We start from the raw sequence: 15048 nt of genomic DNA, 5'->3' as shown, positions 1-15048 counted from the left end.
GCGAGTGCTACATAATATGATGTTGCATAATCCCATCCGGGCGGGGCGGGCAAGAGGAATTCTATAGTGACTACTAAAAATATGGAGCCGGGCGCGCGGGGACGGCCGCGGGCCTTCGATCTGGACCAGGCGGTGGAGCGCGCGATGCTGCTGTTCCACAGCCGCGGCTACGACGCCGTCGGGGTGGCGGAGCTGGGGACGGAACTCGGCATCAAGCCGCCGAGCCTCTACGCCGCCTTCGGCAGCAAGGCCGGCCTGTTCGAACGCGCGCTGCGGCGCTACGCCGAGGGCGAGGCGAACCTGTTCGCCCGCGCCCGCGCAGGTGGCGGCACGGTGGCCGAGGTGCTGCAGCGGACGCTGCTGGAAGCGGCGCGAAGCTATCCGGAGCGTGGCGGGGTGGCGGGCTGCCTTGTGCTGGACGGCGCGCGCAACAGCGCCGACCCCCAGGCGAGAGCCCTGGCGCTGGCCGCCAAGGCGGCGGCGCGGGCGGCGATGCGCGACGTCATCGCCGCCGAGGCGCCGGAGCGGGCCGAGGATCTGGCGGACTTCATGGCGACCGCCATGGCCGGCATGTCCGCCGAGGCGCGCGACGGCGCCGGCCCGGAGCGGCTGCTCCGATTCGCCGAGCTGGCGGGAGCCGCCGTCCGGCGGGAGCTGGGCGACCTCAGCTCAGCGCGTTGAAGTCATCGAGCAGGGTTGCGATGCGGCCGCTGTCGCTCTGGTCCATGATGACGCGGGCGCGGCGGCTCGCCTCGACAAGGTCCAGGTTGCGGATGCGGCGCTTGACGATGGGAATCGAGGGCGGGGCCATCGACAGGTCGCGCACGCCCAACCCCAGCAGCAGCGCCGCGTAGCGCGGGTCGCCGGCGATCTCGCCGCAGACGGCCACGGGGATGCGCGACCGCAGGGCGGCCTCCACCGTGAACTGGATGAGGCGCAGCACCGCCGGGTGCAGGGGGTCGTAGAGGGCCGCGACCTGGTCGTCGGCCCGGTCGATGGCCAGCGTGTACTGGGTCAGGTCGTTGGTGCCGATGGAGAAGAAGTCGGCGGCATGCGCCAGCGCGTCCGCCGACAGGGCGGCCCCCGGCACCTCGATCATCACGCCCAAGGGCGGCAGCGGGTCGGCGATCCGCACGTTGCGGCGGCGCAGCCGACGGGCCACCTGGCCCATGATCTCGCGCACCCGCACGACCTCGCTGACCGAGCAGATCATCGGCAGCAGGATGCGCAGGGGGCCGTGGGCGCCGGCCCGCAGCATGGCGGCGAGCTGCACCTCCAGCAGCTTCGGCTCGCGCAGGCCGAGCCGCACCGCCCGCAGGCTGAGCGCCGGGTTGGCGGGCTCGCCGTAGCGGCCCGCCATCCAGCCGGCGAGCTTCTCGCCGCCGACGTCCATGGTGCGGGCGGTGACCGGGCGGCCGTCCATGCCCTGCACGATGGCGCGCAGCACATGGTACTGCTCGTCCTCGTCCGGCAGATCCTGGCGGTTCATGAAGAGGAACTCGGTGCGCAGCAGCCCGATGCCCTGGGCGCCGTTCTCCAGCGCGTGGTCGAGGTCGCGCGGCAGCTCCAGGTTGGCCTGGAGCGACACGGTGGTGCCGTCGCGCGTGACCGAGGGCAGGCGGCGCAGCCCCTTCAGCTTCTCGCGCTCGCGCTCGCGCTCGGCCTGGCGGCTGCGGTAGCTTTCCAGAAGCTCCGGCGGCGGGTCGATGTGGACGACGCCCTCGACACCGTCCACGATGACGGTGGCCCCGTTGCGCACGTTGGTCAGCAGCCCCGGCACGCCGAGCACGGCGGGCAGCCCCAGCGAGCGCGCCATGATGGCCGTGTGGCCCTCGGCCCCGCCCAGCACGGAGGCGAAGCCCAGCACCCGGCGCGGGTCGATCAGCGCGGTGTCGGCGGGGGTCAGCTCTTCGGCCAGGATCACGCTGCCCTCCGGCAGCATGCCGAATCCCTGGTACTCGTGCTGCATCAGGTTGCGCATCAGCCGCCGGCCGACCTCGCGCACGTCGGTCATGCGCGCGGCCAGATAGGCGTCGTCCATGCCGGCGAAGGTCTCGGCGATGGCGGTGATCTCCGCCTGGACGGCGGCCTCGGCGTTGAGGCCCTCCTCCTTGATGCGGCGCTCCACCCCGCGGGTCAGGCGCGAGTTGGTCATCATCGCCAGATGGGCGTCGAGCAGGAATCCGACCTCCTCGGAGGCCGAGCCGGGCAGGACCAGCGCCTTGCTCTTCAGCTTCTTGATCTGGCGGCGCGCCTTGGCGGTCGCCTCGTTGAAGCGCGCGACCTCGGCCTCCACCCCTTCGGGTGGAACCGTGTATTCGGGCGCGTGGATGGAGCCGCTCTCGACGAGGTGGGCCGGACCGATGGCGATGCCGGGCGAAACGCCCAGCCCGCGCAGCCGCCGTCCCTGCGGGGGGGTGTCAGTCTTCATCGAACTTGCGCGTCACCAGATCGGCCAGGGCGGAGATCGCCGCCTCGGCGTCGTTGCCGTAGGCGACCAGCTCGACCGAGGTTCCGGGCCCGGCGGCGAGCATCATCAGCCCCATGATGGATTCGCCGGACACCTGCGTCTCGCCCCGGCGCACCTCGACCTCGCAGTCGAAGGTGGCGGCCAGCTTGACGAACTTGGCGGCGGCGCGGGCGTGCAGGCCGCGCTGGTTGCTGATGGTGACGGTCTGGGAGGCTTCCGGATTCCGGTCCGCCGGTCCGTTCTCGCTCATGAACTCACCCGTCCGACAGCAGGGAAGAGGCGACGTTGATGTATTTCCGCCCGGCCTCGCGCGCGGCCGCCACGGCGTGCGGCAGCGTGTCCTGGCCGCGCACGCTGGCGAGCTTGATCAGCATCGGCAGGTTGACGCCGGCGATCACCTCCACCTTGGCCTTGTCCATGATGGAGATGGCGAGGTTGGAGGGCGTGCCGCCGAACATGTCCGTCAGCACCACCACGCCGGAGCCGTCGTCGACCTCCGCCACGGAGTTCAGGATGTCCTGCCGGCGCTGCTCCATGTCGTCGTCGGGGCCGATGCACACCTCGCGCACCTGCTGCTGCTTGCCCACCACATGCTCCAGCGCGGCGATGAACTCCGCCGCCAGGCGCCCGTGGGTTACCAGAACCATACCGATCATGGGATATCCTTCACGTTTGGATCCTCCCCAGGGGCCTCGGGTTTTTTGATTGTGTGCGTGATCTGCGTTTGCGCGGTCTGCCGGCGCCCGTCCGGACGCGCCGCCCCGCGCTGCAGCTCGCGGTGGCTGAGCCCGACCTTGAGCCCGCGCTCCTTCAGCCATTCCGTCAGCTTCTCGGCGAGGAACACCGAACGGTGCTGCCCGCCCGTGCAGCCGATGGCGATGGTCAGGTAGCTCTTGCCTTCCTGGTTGTAGCGCGGCAGCAGAGGCTTCAACAAGGAGGTGAGATTGTCGAAGAAGGCCGGGAAGTCGGGGTCGCTCTGGACCCGTGCCGCGACCGCCGGGTCCAGCCCGGTCAGGTGGCGCAGCTCCGGGTCGTAATGCGGGTTGGTCAGGAAGCGCACGTCGAAGACCAGGTCGGCCTCGCGCGGCAGCCCCATCCGGAAGGAGAAGGAGGTCACGAAGACCTGGAGGGCCGGCTGCTCGTCCAGCCGGAAGTGGCCGGCCATGCTGCGGCGCAGGTCATGGATCGACAGCTGGGTGGTGTCGATCGTCAGGTCGGCCAGCGCCTTCAGCGGCAAGAGCATCGTCCGCTCCCGCGCGATGCCGTCGGGAACCGGCCGGTCCACGGCCAGCGGATGGCGCCGCCGGGTCTCGGTGAAGCGGCGCTGGAGCACCTCGTCGCCGCAATCCAGGAAGAGCAGCCGGACGTCCAACCTCTCGTTGGCGCGTAGGGCGTCGAGCTGCTGGAGGAAGGCCTCGGCCGAGAAGTCGCGCGTGCGGCTGTCCACCACGAGCGCCACCGGGCGCTGGCGCGGGTCGGCCTGTTCGATCAGGGCGGGCAGCAGGGACAGCCGCAGGTTGTCCACCGCCTCGTAGCCGAGATCCTCCAGCGCCTTCAGCGCCACGGACATGCCGGCGCCCGACAGGCCGGTGATCAGCACCACCCGGCCGCGCCCGCCCGAAGGCGGCTGTTCGCTGTGCGTGTCGGCGGTCATGAGGGAGGCCGTCATTGGGGGAGGGACGTCATGGGAAGGAGGGAACCTCGCCCAGCCGGCCCGCCCGGACCGCCTCGGCGGCGAGCCGGAGCTTGGCGGGGGCGGAAGCGTCGAAGGGGGCGAGCGCCAGCCGGGGCGGGGCGGCCTCCAGCAGGGTGGCCGTCTCGGCATGGGGAAGCCGTTCGACCCGGTCGCGTTCGACCAGATCGACGACAAGCCCGACCGGGGCCTCCGGTGCGGCCGGCACCGGCAGGATGCCGACGCCCCGCACTTCCAGCAGACCGGCCAGCGCCAGCGGCGCCTTCGCCATCAGCCTGCCATCCTCCATCCAAAGCTCCACGCGGTCGTCGGCGATCAGCCGCGCCCCGCCGTCGATCAGCCGCAGGGCAAGATCGGACTTGCCGCTGCCCGACCTTCCGCGCAGCAGCAGGCCGATGCCCGAAAGCAGGACGCAGGTGCCATGTATTGTCACCATCACAAGCGAAGGTGATCCGTGGCGTGGCGTCTGTCAATGGTATGCAGGCCGAACCGAAAGAGGCTCCGAAAAAGGATCGGGCCGGAGCCGGAAGGCGGCGGGCGCCCGGTGCCGCGCGGGCAGCCGGTCACTCGCCCGCCTCGGCCATGGCCGGGCTCTGCGCCGTCAGCGGCTGGCGCCCGTCGCGGCGCAGCCGCGCCAGCTCGTCGGCCAGCGCGTCACGGCGGCGGACCATCTCGTCGATGTCATCCAGTTCGGCGGCCTCCAGGCAGGCGTCGCGGAAGCTCCGCTCCTCCTCCAGCCGCTTCAGCAGCACCGAGTAGCCCTCGGCGGCGCGGGACAGGTGGTTCTGCGCCCCGCGCAGCGACTCGGCGATGCGCGCGCGGTCGGCCGCCGATTCGCGCATCATCGCCGCCACCTTCTTCTGCTGGCGGCCGGCTTCCTGCATCAGGCGGAGCAGGCGGTACTGGCGGAGGTCGACGACGTTCGTGGAACCGGATGCGCGCGCGGACTCGAGCATGCCCCCTCCTTGCATCTGACCGGCGCCGGGATCGCGGGCCATGGCCGGAAAGGCCATGGGCGGCGCGACCGCCGCCGCGGGGTGTGGGTTTGGGGAATCCTCCGGCACAGCCTCCGGTCATAGGCGAGCCATACGCCTGTAGTCCGGGGTGGCTAGGATCTCCTCATATGCAACTTGATTTAAACACGGGAAAAGCGTGCACGCCACAAGCGAATGACGCCGTGCAACTCGCGACTTTAGTAGCGTGGCAGCCGCACCGTGAAGACGGCACCATGGTTGCCACCGCCGTCCGGGTTTCGCTTTTCCGGCGCGGTTCCGCTGGATGGCGCGCGGTTTTCGGCGGTGATCGTCCCGCCATGGGCTTCCACGATCTGCTTGGAGATCGACAGGCCGAGGCCCGAATGGGTCCCGAACTTCTCGCCCGCGGGGCGCTCCGTGTAGAAGCGCTCGAAGATCGCCTCCTCCTTGCCCTCGGGGATGCCGGGGCCCTGGTCCGTGACGGTGATCCGCACGCCGTCGCCGTCGCGCGCGGCGGCCAGCCGGACCAGCCCGCCGGGCGGCGAGAAGGACAGGGCGTTGGCGATGAGGTTCTGGAAGACCTGGGTCAGGCGCCCCTCCAGCCCGGGCACGACCAGCGGCTCGCCGTCCGGCAGTTCGATCACGAGGCGCGGCGGCGCTTCGCCGTCCGGCTCCTCGCCCGCGGCCAGCGTGTCGCCGTGAATGTCCGCCAGCGTGCGCAGGACGGCGCCGACGTCCACCGGCTCCGGCTCGGCGCGCGACAGCTCGGCGTCCAGGCGCGAGGCGTTGGAGATGTCGCTGATCAGCCGGTCAAGCCTCTGCACGTCCTCGGCGATGATCGTCATCAGCCGGGCGCGCCGCGCCGGATCCTCGATGCGGTTGACCGTCTCCACGGCGCTGCGCAACGAGGTCAGCGGGTTCTTGATCTCGTGCGCCACGTCGGCGGCGAAGCGTTCGATGGCGTCCATGCGCGCCCAGAGTGCGGCCGTCATGTCGCGCAGCACGCCCGACAGGTCGCCGATCTCGTCGCCGCGCGCGGTGAAGTCGGGGATCTCCGTGTGGCGGCCGTGGCCGGTGCGCAGCCGGTCGGCGGCCTGCGCCAGCTTGCGGATCGGCCGGGCGATGGTGCTGGCGAGATAGAGCGACAGCAGCACCGTCACCAGCAGCACGACCACCGACACGCGCAGCACGTCGAAGCGCACCGAGCGGATGGCCGCGTCGATGGAGCCGCCGCCGCGCGACAGCAGCACCGCACCCAGCACCTCCTTGTAGCGCTGCACCGGCACGCCGACCGTCAGCAGCAGGTCGGGACCGCGCCCGGCCGTCTCCACCCGCCAGGAGGTGGCGCTGGCCTCGCCGGCCAGCGCGCGCGCCACGTCGGGCATCTGGGCCGCCGTCTGGCCGGGCCGCTCGCGGTAGAGGGGGAGCTTCTCGCGGCTCGGCATGATGTCGAGCAGCCGGTAGACCACGCCCTTCACCTGCTCCGTCACCGCGTCGCCGGCCGGCGGCGGCGGCAGCTCCTCGATCTCGATGGTGCCGGGGGAGCCGGTCAGCACGCGGCTGTCCGACAGCATGTGGCCGTCCTCGTCGTAGAGGCGGGTGCGGGTGGCCGTCGTCTCCACGAGGCGGCGCAGCATCTGCCGCGCCAGCTCCGGCGACAGCTCGTAGCTCTCGCGGCCGGTCTCGGTCTCCGACGGCGCCCGCTGCACCGCGCTCTCGCCGAGTGCCGAGGCGAAGATCCGGGCCTCGGTCTCCAGCGCCTCCAGTTCGGCCTCGATCAGCCGGTCCTGGTAGCGGCCGAGATAGAGCAGCCCGCCCATCAGCAGCGCCAGCCCCATGACGTTGACCGCCAGGATGCGCAGGGTCAGGAGCGAGACGGTCCAGCGGCCTGTGCGCCGCACGGGCTCGCCGCTATTCCTTGTAGCGGTAGCCGACGCCGTAGAGCGTTTCGATCTGCGCGAAGTCCGGGTCGATCGCCTTGAACTTCTTGCGGAGCCGCTTGACGTGGCTGTCGATGGTTCGATCGTCAACGTAGATGTTCTCGCCATAGGCCGCGTCCATCAGCTGGTCGCGGCTCTTCACGTGGCCGGGGCGCTGGGCCAGCGCCTTGACCAGCAGGAACTCGGTCACCGTCAGGTCGATGGGCTGGTTCTTCCAGCTGCAGGCGTGGCGGGCGCTGTCCAGGTTCAGCGGGCCGCGGGTCAGGATCTGGCCGGGATCGGCCTCGGTCTGGTCGCGCGACAGCATCTCCCGGCGCAGCAGCGCGCGGATGCGCTCGATCAGCAGGCGCTGCGAGAAGGGCTTCTTGATGTAGTCGTCCGCGCCCATGCGCAGGCCCATCAGCTCGTCCACCTCGTCGTCCTTGCTGGTCAGGAAGATGACCGGCAGGGCGCTGGTCTGGCGCAGCCGCTGCAGAAGCTCCATCCCGTCCATGCGCGGCATCTTGATGTCGAGCACGGCGAGGTCCGGCGGGCGCTGGGTCAGGCCGCGCAGGGCCTCCGCACCGTCGGTGTAGGTGCGCACCTCGAACCCTTCCGCCTCCAGCGCCATGGAGACGGAGGTCAGGATGTTGCGGTCGTCATCCACCAGCGCGACGGTCTGTGCCATGCCGTTCCCGTGAGCCTTCGACAAGAGTGTTGGCGCCCCCGCCGGATTGGGGAGGCCGGACAGGGGAGGGAGGGGAGGGCGCTCGGCTCAAAGGAATAGGCCGGCGCTTTTCCCTTCCTCGGCGCCAATTTTCAGGGCCAATATGGCACCAATGCGGCGCCGGGGAAACGGCGCGACACGGGAAACGCTGCCGCTGCGGGCATGAATTCGGACGATCCATCCGGCGCACCGGTCCCCTCGGGGCCGGGTGCGGGTCCGTCACCGACCCCGGCTTCCGGAAAGGAGGCCGGCGGCAGGCCGGGCGAACGGGCGCGCCGGCTGATGCGCGGGCTGGACCGCGCGGCGCTGGCCACCGCGATGCGCGGCGGCACGGAAAGCGCCGCCGGCTGGCCCTATCCCTCGCTGGTGCTCGTGGCACTCGACCATGACGGCAGCCCCCTTCTCCTGCTCTCCGGCCTCGCCGACCACACACGCAACATCGCCGAGGACGCGCGCGCAGGCCTGCTGTTCGACGGCACCGCCGGACTCGCCAGCCCTCTGACCGGCGCCCGCGTCTCGGTGCTGGGACGGCTCGCCCGCTCCGACGAGCCGCACCACCGCGCCCGCTTCCTCGCCCGGCATCCCGAGGCGGTGCTCTACGCCGGCTTCGGCGACTTCGTCCTCTACAGACTTTCGGTGGAGCGCGCCCACCTCGTGGCCGGGTTTGGCCTCATCCATTGGATAGGCTCCGACGAACTGCTGATCCCGAAGGTCGCAATTGCGCTGGCCGAGCAGGAGGCTGGTATCGTCGCTTCCATGAACCGGGACCACGCCGCCGCGATCCAAGGGATGGCATCTCCCGGGATGGCATCTCCCGGAGGGGCGGCGGGGGAGGGCGGCTGGACCGTGACCGGGGTCGATCCGGACGGGTGCGACCTGCGCCTGGGCGGTGCGGTCGCCCGCATCGATTTCGACCGTCCCCTGGACGGTTCGCTGGACGATCCCGGCTCCCTGCGGGCGGCCTTCGACGGGCTCGTCCGGGGGGAGATCCCGCGCGGACCCTAGGGAAGGGCCAGCCGGGCAGGACTTGGAGGAAACAGGGCAGAAAAGGCCTGAGAGCCGGACGCCCTGGGGCAGGAAACGTCGCAAAGAGGCAAAAAAATGACTGCAAGCACGCCCACGCGTAACAAGAAGCTCCTGGCCTGGGTCGAGCAGGTCGCCGCCCAATGCAAGCCGGACCGCATCCACTGGTGCGACGGGTCGCGGGAGGAATATGACCGGCTCTGCGCGGAGATGGTGGAACAGGGGACCTTCATCCGGCTGAACGAGGCCAAGCGCCCCAACTCCTATCTCTGCCGCTCCGACCCCGGCGACGTCGCGCGGGTCGAGGACCGCACCTTCATCTGCACCCGCACGCGCGAGGAGGCCGGCCCCACCAACAACTGGGTGGACCCGTCGGAGATGAAGGACCGCATGGGCCGGCTGTTCGACGGCTGCATGCGCGGGCGCACCATGTATGTCGTGCCCTTCAGCATGGGGCCGCTCGGCTCCTCGATATCCCACATCGGCGTGCAGCTGTCGGACAGCGCCTACGTCGCCGTGAACATGCGCATGATGACGCGCATGGGCTCCGCCGTGCTGGACGTGCTGGGCGACGACGGCGATTTCGTCACCGGGCTGCATTCCGTCGGCGCCCCGCTGGAGCCGGGGCAGGAGGACGTGCCCTGGCCCTGCAACGCCGAGCACAAATACATCGTCCATTTCCCGGAGGAGCGCGCCATCGTCTCCTACGGCTCGGGCTACGGCGGCAACGCGCTCCTGGGGAAGAAATGCTTCGCCCTGCGCATCGCCTCCTCCATGGGGCGGGACGAGGGCTGGCTGGCCGAGCACATGCTGATCCTCGGCGTGGAAAGCCCGGAGGGCGAGAAGACCTACGTCGCCGCCGCATTCCCGTCGGCCTGCGGCAAGACCAACTTCGCCATGCTGGTCCCGCCGGAGGGCTTCGACGGCTGGACGGTGCGGACCGTCGGCGACGACATCGCCTGGATCAAGCCCCAGCCGGACGGCACGCTCCGCGCCATCAACCCGGAAGCGGGATTCTTCGGCGTGGCGCCCGGCACCAGCATGAAGTCCAACCCGAACGCCATGCGGATGCTGGACCGCGACGTGATCTTCACCAACGTCGCGCTGACCGACGACGGCGATGTCTGGTGGGAGGGCATGACCGACGAGGCGCCGGCCCATCTGATCGACTGGCAGGGCAAGGACTGGACCCCGGACAGCGGCCGCCCGGCGGCGCACCCCAATTCGCGCTTCACCGCCTCGGCGGCCCAGTGCCCCTCGATCGACCCGGCCTGGGAGGAGCCGGACGGCGTGCCGATCTCGGCCTTCGTCTTCGGCGGCCGCCTGTCCAAGACCTTCCCGCTGGTGTTCGAGGCCTACAACTGGCGCGAGGGCGTCTATTGGGCGGCGACCATGGGCTCCGAGGCGACGGCGGCGGCCGTCGGCCAGGCGGCCATCCGGCGCGACCCCTTCGCCATGCTGCCCTTCTGCGGCTACAACATGGCCGAGCATTGGGACCACTGGCTGGGAATGGAGAGCCGGGTCAAGCAACTGCCGCGCATCTACCGCGTCAACTGGTTCCGCCGCGACGAGGAGGGGCGGTTCGCCTGGCCGGGTTTCGGCGACAACATGCGCGTGCTGAAATGGATCGTCGACCGGGTGCGCGGCCGGGCGCCGGCCCCGGCGGAGAGCCCCTTCGGCTACATGCCCCATTACCAGGACCTCAACTGGAACGGGCTGGACTTCCCGGCGGACCGCTTCGGCCGGATCATGGACATCGACCGGGGCGAGGCCGAGGCCGAGGCGCGCAACCAGGAGGCCCTGTTCCGGCAGTTCGGGGCGGCGCTGCCCGAGGGCATCGCCCGGCAGCGCGCCGAATTCCTCAGGCGTCTGGAAACCACCCCGGACGTCTGGCGCGTCGGCTGAGCTCCATCCTCTCCGCCCTCGCGAGACTGGGGCCGCCCTCGGGCGGCCCCTTTTCGCATGCGCCGTGCGCGCCACGGCCCGTGACAACCGCGCGCCACGCGGAGGATCGCGGGCATTCCGGCTACTCCTTTCGTGACAGGGGGCGGCGTCATCGTTAAAATCCGCCGCCGCAAAAGGCCGCCCGGGCTGCGTGCGGAGGCAATGGCGAGAGCGCCGGAGGAACTGAAGACATGTTCGTGATCATCGGCTTCGTCATCGTGATCTTCAGCGTGTTCGGCGGCTATGTGCTGGGTGGCGGCCACATGGGCGTCCTGTGGATGCCCTTCGAATTCCTGATCATTCTTGGTGCGGCTGCCGGCGGCTACTTCGTCGCCAACCCGAAGAGCGTGGTAACCCACACGGGCAAGGAGATCGGCCACCTCTTCAAGGGCGCCAAATACAAGAAGGACGACTATCTCGAGCTTCTGACGATGATGTACCAGGTCTTCAAGATCGCGAAGACCAAGGGTCTGCTGGCCCTGGAGCAGCACATCGAGAAGCCCGAGGATTCACCGCTGTTCCAGCAGTTCCCGAAATTCTACGGCAACCACCACGCCATCGAGTTCCTCTGCACCTATCTCCGCCTCATGTCGCTCGGCGCCGACAACCCGCATGAGCTGGTGGACCTGATGGACGAGGACATCGAGACGATCCACCACGAGCACCAGCGCGTCGCCGACGCCGTCCAGGCGGTGGCCGACGCGGTGCCGGCACTGGGCATCGTCGCGGCGGTGCTGGGCGTGATTCACACCATGGGCTCGATCTCGGAGCCGCCGGAGGTGCTGGGCAAGCTGATCGGCGGTGCGCTCGTGGGCACCTTCGCCGGCATTCTCGTGGCCTACGGCTTCGTGGCGCCCATCGCCAGCGGGCTGAAGAACATCTACCACGCCGAAGGCAAATACTATCAGAGCATGAAGACGGGGCTGATCGCGCACCTTTCCGGCTACGCGCCGGCGATCTCCGTGGAATATGCCCGGAACGTGCTGGAGCCCGAGTTCAGGCCGACCTTCGCCCAGGTCGAAGAGGCCACCTCGGCCCTGCCGCCGGCGTGACGCGGAAGGATCCCGGAATGGCGGCGGGAACGGACGAGGGGGTCTCGATCCTCTGGAACGAGGGCACGATGGCCGAATGGTCGTCGCTCTACGGCCGGGTGCGGCGCTCGACCCTGCCGCAGAGCTTCGCCTACGCCCAGGCCATGGGCAAGACCCACGGCCATGTGCCCCGGCTCGGCCTGATTCGGCGGGGCGGGGCCACCATAGGGCTCGTCCAGATCCTGGAACGGCGCTTCCTCAAGATCTTCCAGCAGCGCCAGATGCACCGCGGCCCGCTCTGGCTCGACGGGCTGCCCGAGCCGGCGGTCCTGGAAGAGACCTTCCGCCTGCTGCGCAAGGCTTGCCCGGACAATCTCCTGAACCGCGCCAGCCTCTTGCCGGAACTGCCCGCCGGGCCGGAGAGCGAGGAGCTGCTGAGGCGCTGCGGCTTCCGCCCCTTCGGGCCGGGCTACCGGACGGTCTGGCTGGACCTCGCCCGCGGCGAGGAGGATCTGCGCGCGGGCTTCGCCCGCGACTGGCGGCAGCGGCTGAAAGGGGCGGAGAAGTCCGGCCTCGCCATGGACATGGACTGGGAAGCGAAGAACCTGCCCTGGCTGATGAAGCAGGAGCAGGAGCAGGCGCTCGCCAAGGGGTTCCGCCCGATGACCGGCCGGCTCGCGGTGCGGCTGCGCAACGCGCTGGTGAAGAAGGACGGCGTGCTGATCGCCACGGCGCTCGACCGCGGTGCCCCAGTCGCCTGCGCGCTGGTCTATGTGCATGGTGCCGCCGCCACCTACCAGATCGGCTGGGCGAACGAGACGGGGCGCAAGGCGGACGCCATGCGGCTGGTGCTGTGGCGCACGGTCCAGGCGCTGAAGCGGCGCGGCGTCACCTCCTTCGATCTGGGCGGCATCAATCCGGAAAGCGCCCCCGGCGTCACGGAATTCAAGCTCGGCACCGGCGGCGACGCCATCGAAACGGTGGGGCTCTACCGGTAAGGCTCGCCGGCGCCCTTGCGGTTCCGCAAGCGGGCGTTGAACCGGCGGAACGCCTGCATCATTCTGTTGCCGTCACGCGCCTTTGGAGGCTGGAGGGTTTCATGTCCGACGAAAAGAAGATGACGGCCGAGGAGGCCCATCTGGCCATCACCGAGGCGTCCAAGCGCAAGCCGCAGGTCCAGGCCGTGCGGGAAAAGCTTCAGAAGCTCGCGGAGGACGAGGACAAAGGCCTCCAGATGATCGCCTCCGCCATCCGGACGCTGATGCAACAGCGCTGAGGCACCGCAGCGCCGATAAGCGTCCGGGTGCCCGGAAAGCGCGGGCGGGGAGGGCGGCTGCGGTTCAGCAGCCCGCCGCCTTGCTGCATCCCCCCTCCTGGGGGGTGGCGCCGCCCGGGAAGCGGGCAAGCTGCAGGCCGTTCCGGGAATCCTCGAACATCTTGTCGAGCGTGCGGACCGTCTGCTGGAACGCCTTCAGCTCGCGACCCTCCAGCTTGTCGCCGGTCGGCAGGTCCACGCTGCGCGGATCGACCTGGCGGCCCGCCTTCAGCAGCTCGAAATGCAGGTGCGGGCCGGTCGAGCGGCCGGTGCTGCCGACATAGCCGATGACGTCGCCCTGTTCCACCCGGCCGCCGCGCCGCGTCGTCTTCGCGATGCGGCTGAGATGGGCGTAGGCGGTGGACACCTGGCTGTTGTGCTTGATGCGGATGTAGTTGCCGTAAGCACCCTTCGGCCCGACCTCCTCGACCACGCCGTTGCCGGCGGCGTAGATGGGCGTGCCGGTCGGGGCGCCGAAGTCCATCCCCTTGTGCATCTTGCTGAAGCCGAGGATCGGGTGCCGGCGCATGCCGAAGCCCGAGGTGATGCGGGCGCCGTCGATCGGCGTGCGCAGCAGCGCGCGGCGGATGCTCTCGCCGTCGCGGTTGTAATAGTCGTAGCGGCCATCGCGGTGCTTGTGCCGATAGATCGGCATCTCCTTGCCGCTCAGCACGAGGCTGGCGTAGAGCACGTTGCCTTCGCCGACGGGCCTGTCGTCGTCCGTGACCAGCTTCTCGTACAGCACCTCGAACCGGTCGCCCTGCTGCAGGTCGCGCTGGAAGTCCACCTCGTAGGAGTAGCTGCGGATCAGCTCCAGCATGACGCTCATCGGGACACCGGCGCTCGCCCCGGCCTCGAACAGGCTGGAGCTGACCACGCCCTGAGCCCCGACGGGCCGCCGCGTGACGTCGCGCTCGGTCTCGCTGGAGCTGAAGCCCGAGTCCCCGTCGCGCGAGACGGAGACGGACCGCAGCGCGTCCGGCACGAACTCGAACCCGGCGAAGCGGCGCGAACCGCCGCGGCGCGGCTCGAACAGCACCGTGACCTCCTGGCCGACTTGGATCTTGCGGGGATCGTAGACCTTGCGCATGGCGGCGATGGCCTGGTGCGCCTCGTCCTGCGTCACCTTGGCGCTGGTCAGCATTTCCATCAGCGTGTCGCCGCGCCCGATGGACAGGACCTGGCGGTGCAGGGCCTTCTGCCTGGCTGCATCGTCCTTGGCTGGCTGTTCCTGCGTCTTTTCGGCCGGCGCCCTGGAACCGCCCGTGGTCCTGCCGGCGGCGTGGGCCGTGACCAGTGTGGAGGAGAGGAGTGCGCCGGTAAGAACCGTGCCGCACAGCAGCTTGCTGCAATAGGCGAGCGTGGGAAGGCCGAAACCTCTCAGACGCACCGTCATCCTCCTATGCCCCGCCGCCCTGGCGACGATATATGAGAAACCGTCAGGCCTTTCGGTCCTATCAGGACGTCGGGCCGAAGCTTTGCGCGCGGCCTTAGAGCCTGTCAACGAGCGACCGCTTATCGACGAGGCGCCAAGGCCCTGTTCCCCTGCGGCGGCGATTGCCGCGTGGCAGCCCGCCGGGGAGTGGACCGCAATACACTGAATCCAGGCCACGCTTCCGCTCAAAAATCGAGGGCGGGGAAATTTTCATGCTTCCGTCAAAAAACCTCTTGCGCCCCGGACGCAGTGGCGCTTATAAACCGCTCCACCGACGCGGTGGCCGCTCACGACTGAGACGGCGGCGGGTCGGGAAAATCTCCGGAACGGCGGATCGAAGCGAACCTGAAAGGGTGCGTCGGTTTGCGTGTCTCCGGCGGTTGCTGTCTTGAAAATCCGGCCGAATGTTGCCCTGGCACGAGCTGCCTGGGGGCAGGCCGATGCGGCTCAGAGCTTTGAGCCGCGGGATCTTTTAAAAGTGAAGACCGTGTTGTGAGAAGGGATGCGCAGGCGGCGG

15 protein-coding genes are annotated in these 15048 nt (G+C 69.7%); 6 read left to right on the top strand and 9 right to left on the bottom strand.

The window, feature by feature from the left end; genetic code table 11:
- Positions 1 to 66: 66 nt before the first annotated feature.
- Positions 67 to 681, top strand: coding sequence for a helix-turn-helix domain-containing protein (locus JUB11_RS29655; protein ID WP_348771536.1), 615 nt, complete (start codon positions 67 to 69; stop codon positions 679 to 681).
- Here the strand turns inward: JUB11_RS29655 and ptsP are convergent.
- From ptsP to JUB11_RS29615, 8 genes are all read right to left on the bottom strand, one after another.
- Complete coding sequence (gene ptsP / locus JUB11_RS29650) at positions 665 to 2431, bottom strand: phosphoenolpyruvate--protein phosphotransferase (RefSeq protein WP_207462412.1); 1767 nt, start codon at positions 2429 to 2431, stop codon at positions 665 to 667. The genes JUB11_RS29655 and ptsP overlap by 17 nt on opposite strands.
- Entirely contained in the window at positions 2421 to 2720 is a 300-nt protein-coding gene (locus tag JUB11_RS29645) for an HPr family phosphocarrier protein (RefSeq protein ID WP_207462411.1), read from the bottom strand. Before JUB11_RS29645 ends, ptsP begins: the two co-directional genes overlap by 11 nt.
- A gap of 4 nt (positions 2721 to 2724) precedes the next feature.
- A complete protein-coding gene (locus tag JUB11_RS29640) occupies positions 2725 to 3126 on the bottom strand; it encodes a PTS sugar transporter subunit IIA (RefSeq protein WP_207462410.1) in 402 nt (133 codons plus the stop codon).
- A complete protein-coding gene (gene rapZ, locus JUB11_RS29635; protein WP_207462409.1) occupies positions 3123 to 4124 on the bottom strand; it encodes an RNase adapter RapZ in 1002 nt (333 codons plus the stop codon). Before rapZ ends, JUB11_RS29640 begins: the two co-directional genes overlap by 4 nt.
- Positions 4125 to 4152: 28 nt before the next feature.
- Positions 4153 to 4599 (bottom strand): HPr kinase/phosphatase C-terminal domain-containing protein, encoded by a 447-nt coding sequence (locus JUB11_RS29630; protein WP_207462408.1) that lies wholly within the window; start codon positions 4597 to 4599, stop codon positions 4153 to 4155.
- Positions 4600 to 4726: 127 nt separating this feature from the next.
- Complete coding sequence (locus JUB11_RS29625) at positions 4727 to 5119, bottom strand: hypothetical protein (protein WP_207462407.1); 393 nt, start codon at positions 5117 to 5119, stop codon at positions 4727 to 4729.
- 236 nt (positions 5120 to 5355) lie between these two features.
- Positions 5356 to 7038, bottom strand: a complete 1683-nt coding sequence (locus JUB11_RS29620; RefSeq protein WP_207462406.1) for a stimulus-sensing domain-containing protein — start codon at positions 7036 to 7038, stop codon at positions 5356 to 5358.
- A gap of 10 nt (positions 7039 to 7048) precedes the next feature.
- Positions 7049 to 7744: a response regulator transcription factor gene (locus tag JUB11_RS29615; protein WP_207462405.1), complete on the bottom strand. Its 696-nt coding sequence runs from the start codon at positions 7742 to 7744 to the stop codon at positions 7049 to 7051.
- 318 nt (positions 7745 to 8062) lie between these two features.
- On the opposite strand from JUB11_RS29615, the gene JUB11_RS29610 reads away from it, so the two are divergent.
- From JUB11_RS29610 to JUB11_RS29590, 5 genes are all read left to right on the top strand, one after another.
- Positions 8063 to 8788 (top strand): DUF2470 domain-containing protein, encoded by a 726-nt coding sequence (locus tag JUB11_RS29610; protein ID WP_282189208.1) that lies wholly within the window; start codon positions 8063 to 8065, stop codon positions 8786 to 8788.
- Positions 8789 to 8851: 63 nt separating this feature from the next.
- Positions 8852 to 10711 carry a phosphoenolpyruvate carboxykinase (GTP) gene (locus tag JUB11_RS29605; RefSeq protein ID WP_282189207.1) on the top strand — a complete coding sequence of 620 codons (1860 nt, stop codon included), beginning with the start codon at positions 8852 to 8854 and terminating at the stop codon, positions 10709 to 10711.
- A 230-nt stretch (positions 10712 to 10941) separates the two neighbouring features.
- Entirely contained in the window at positions 10942 to 11802 is an 861-nt protein-coding gene (gene motA, locus JUB11_RS29600) for a flagellar motor stator protein MotA (protein ID WP_207462402.1), read from the top strand.
- Between the two features lie 17 nt (positions 11803 to 11819).
- Positions 11820 to 12779, top strand: a complete 960-nt coding sequence (locus JUB11_RS29595) for a GNAT family N-acetyltransferase (protein WP_207462401.1) — start codon at positions 11820 to 11822, stop codon at positions 12777 to 12779.
- Positions 12780 to 12880: 101 nt separating this feature from the next.
- Positions 12881 to 13057: a hypothetical protein gene (locus tag JUB11_RS29590; protein WP_207462400.1), complete on the top strand. Its 177-nt coding sequence runs from the start codon at positions 12881 to 12883 to the stop codon at positions 13055 to 13057.
- A 64-nt stretch (positions 13058 to 13121) separates the two neighbouring features.
- Here JUB11_RS29590 and JUB11_RS29585 read toward each other — a convergent pair whose 3' ends face one another.
- The gene (locus tag JUB11_RS29585; protein ID WP_348771535.1) at positions 13122 to 14486 is read right to left on the bottom strand and encodes a M23 family metallopeptidase; all 1365 of its coding nucleotides are present in this window, start codon (positions 14484 to 14486) and stop codon (positions 13122 to 13124) included.
- Positions 14487 to 15048: the final 562 nt, after the last annotated feature.

The sequence above is a fragment of the Azospirillum sp. SYSU D00513 genome (assembly GCF_017356015.1).
Lineage (GTDB): Bacteria > Pseudomonadota > Alphaproteobacteria > Azospirillales > Azospirillaceae > Azospirillum.
The sequence above is the reverse complement of the archived record's forward strand: the minus strand, read 5'-3'. Positions and strand labels throughout refer to the sequence as shown.

Excerpts from the sequence above, each read along its gene's own strand:
- ptsP (WP_207462412.1), bottom strand. The coding sequence starts at position 2,431 with ATGAAGACTGACACCCCCCCGCAGGGACGGCGGCTGCGCGGGCTGGGC.
- JUB11_RS29645 (WP_207462411.1), bottom strand. The coding sequence starts at position 2,720 with ATGAGCGAGAACGGACCGGCGGACCGGAATCCGGAAGCCTCCCAGACC.
- JUB11_RS29640 (WP_207462410.1), bottom strand. The coding sequence starts at position 3,126 with ATGATCGGTATGGTTCTGGTAACCCACGGGCGCCTGGCGGCGGAGTTC.
- rapZ (WP_207462409.1), bottom strand. The coding sequence starts at position 4,124 with ATGACCGCCGACACGCACAGCGAACAGCCGCCTTCGGGCGGGCGCGGC.
- JUB11_RS29630 (WP_207462408.1), bottom strand. The coding sequence starts at position 4,599 with ATGGTGACAATACATGGCACCTGCGTCCTGCTTTCGGGCATCGGCCTG.
- JUB11_RS29625 (WP_207462407.1), bottom strand. The coding sequence starts at position 5,119 with ATGCTCGAGTCCGCGCGCGCATCCGGTTCCACGAACGTCGTCGACCTC.
- JUB11_RS29615 (WP_207462405.1), bottom strand. The coding sequence starts at position 7,744 with ATGGCACAGACCGTCGCGCTGGTGGATGACGACCGCAACATCCTGACC.
- motA (WP_207462402.1), top strand. The coding sequence starts at position 10,942 with ATGTTCGTGATCATCGGCTTCGTCATCGTGATCTTCAGCGTGTTCGGC.
- JUB11_RS29595 (WP_207462401.1), top strand. The coding sequence starts at position 11,820 with ATGGCGGCGGGAACGGACGAGGGGGTCTCGATCCTCTGGAACGAGGGC.
- JUB11_RS29590 (WP_207462400.1), top strand. The coding sequence starts at position 12,881 with ATGTCCGACGAAAAGAAGATGACGGCCGAGGAGGCCCATCTGGCCATC.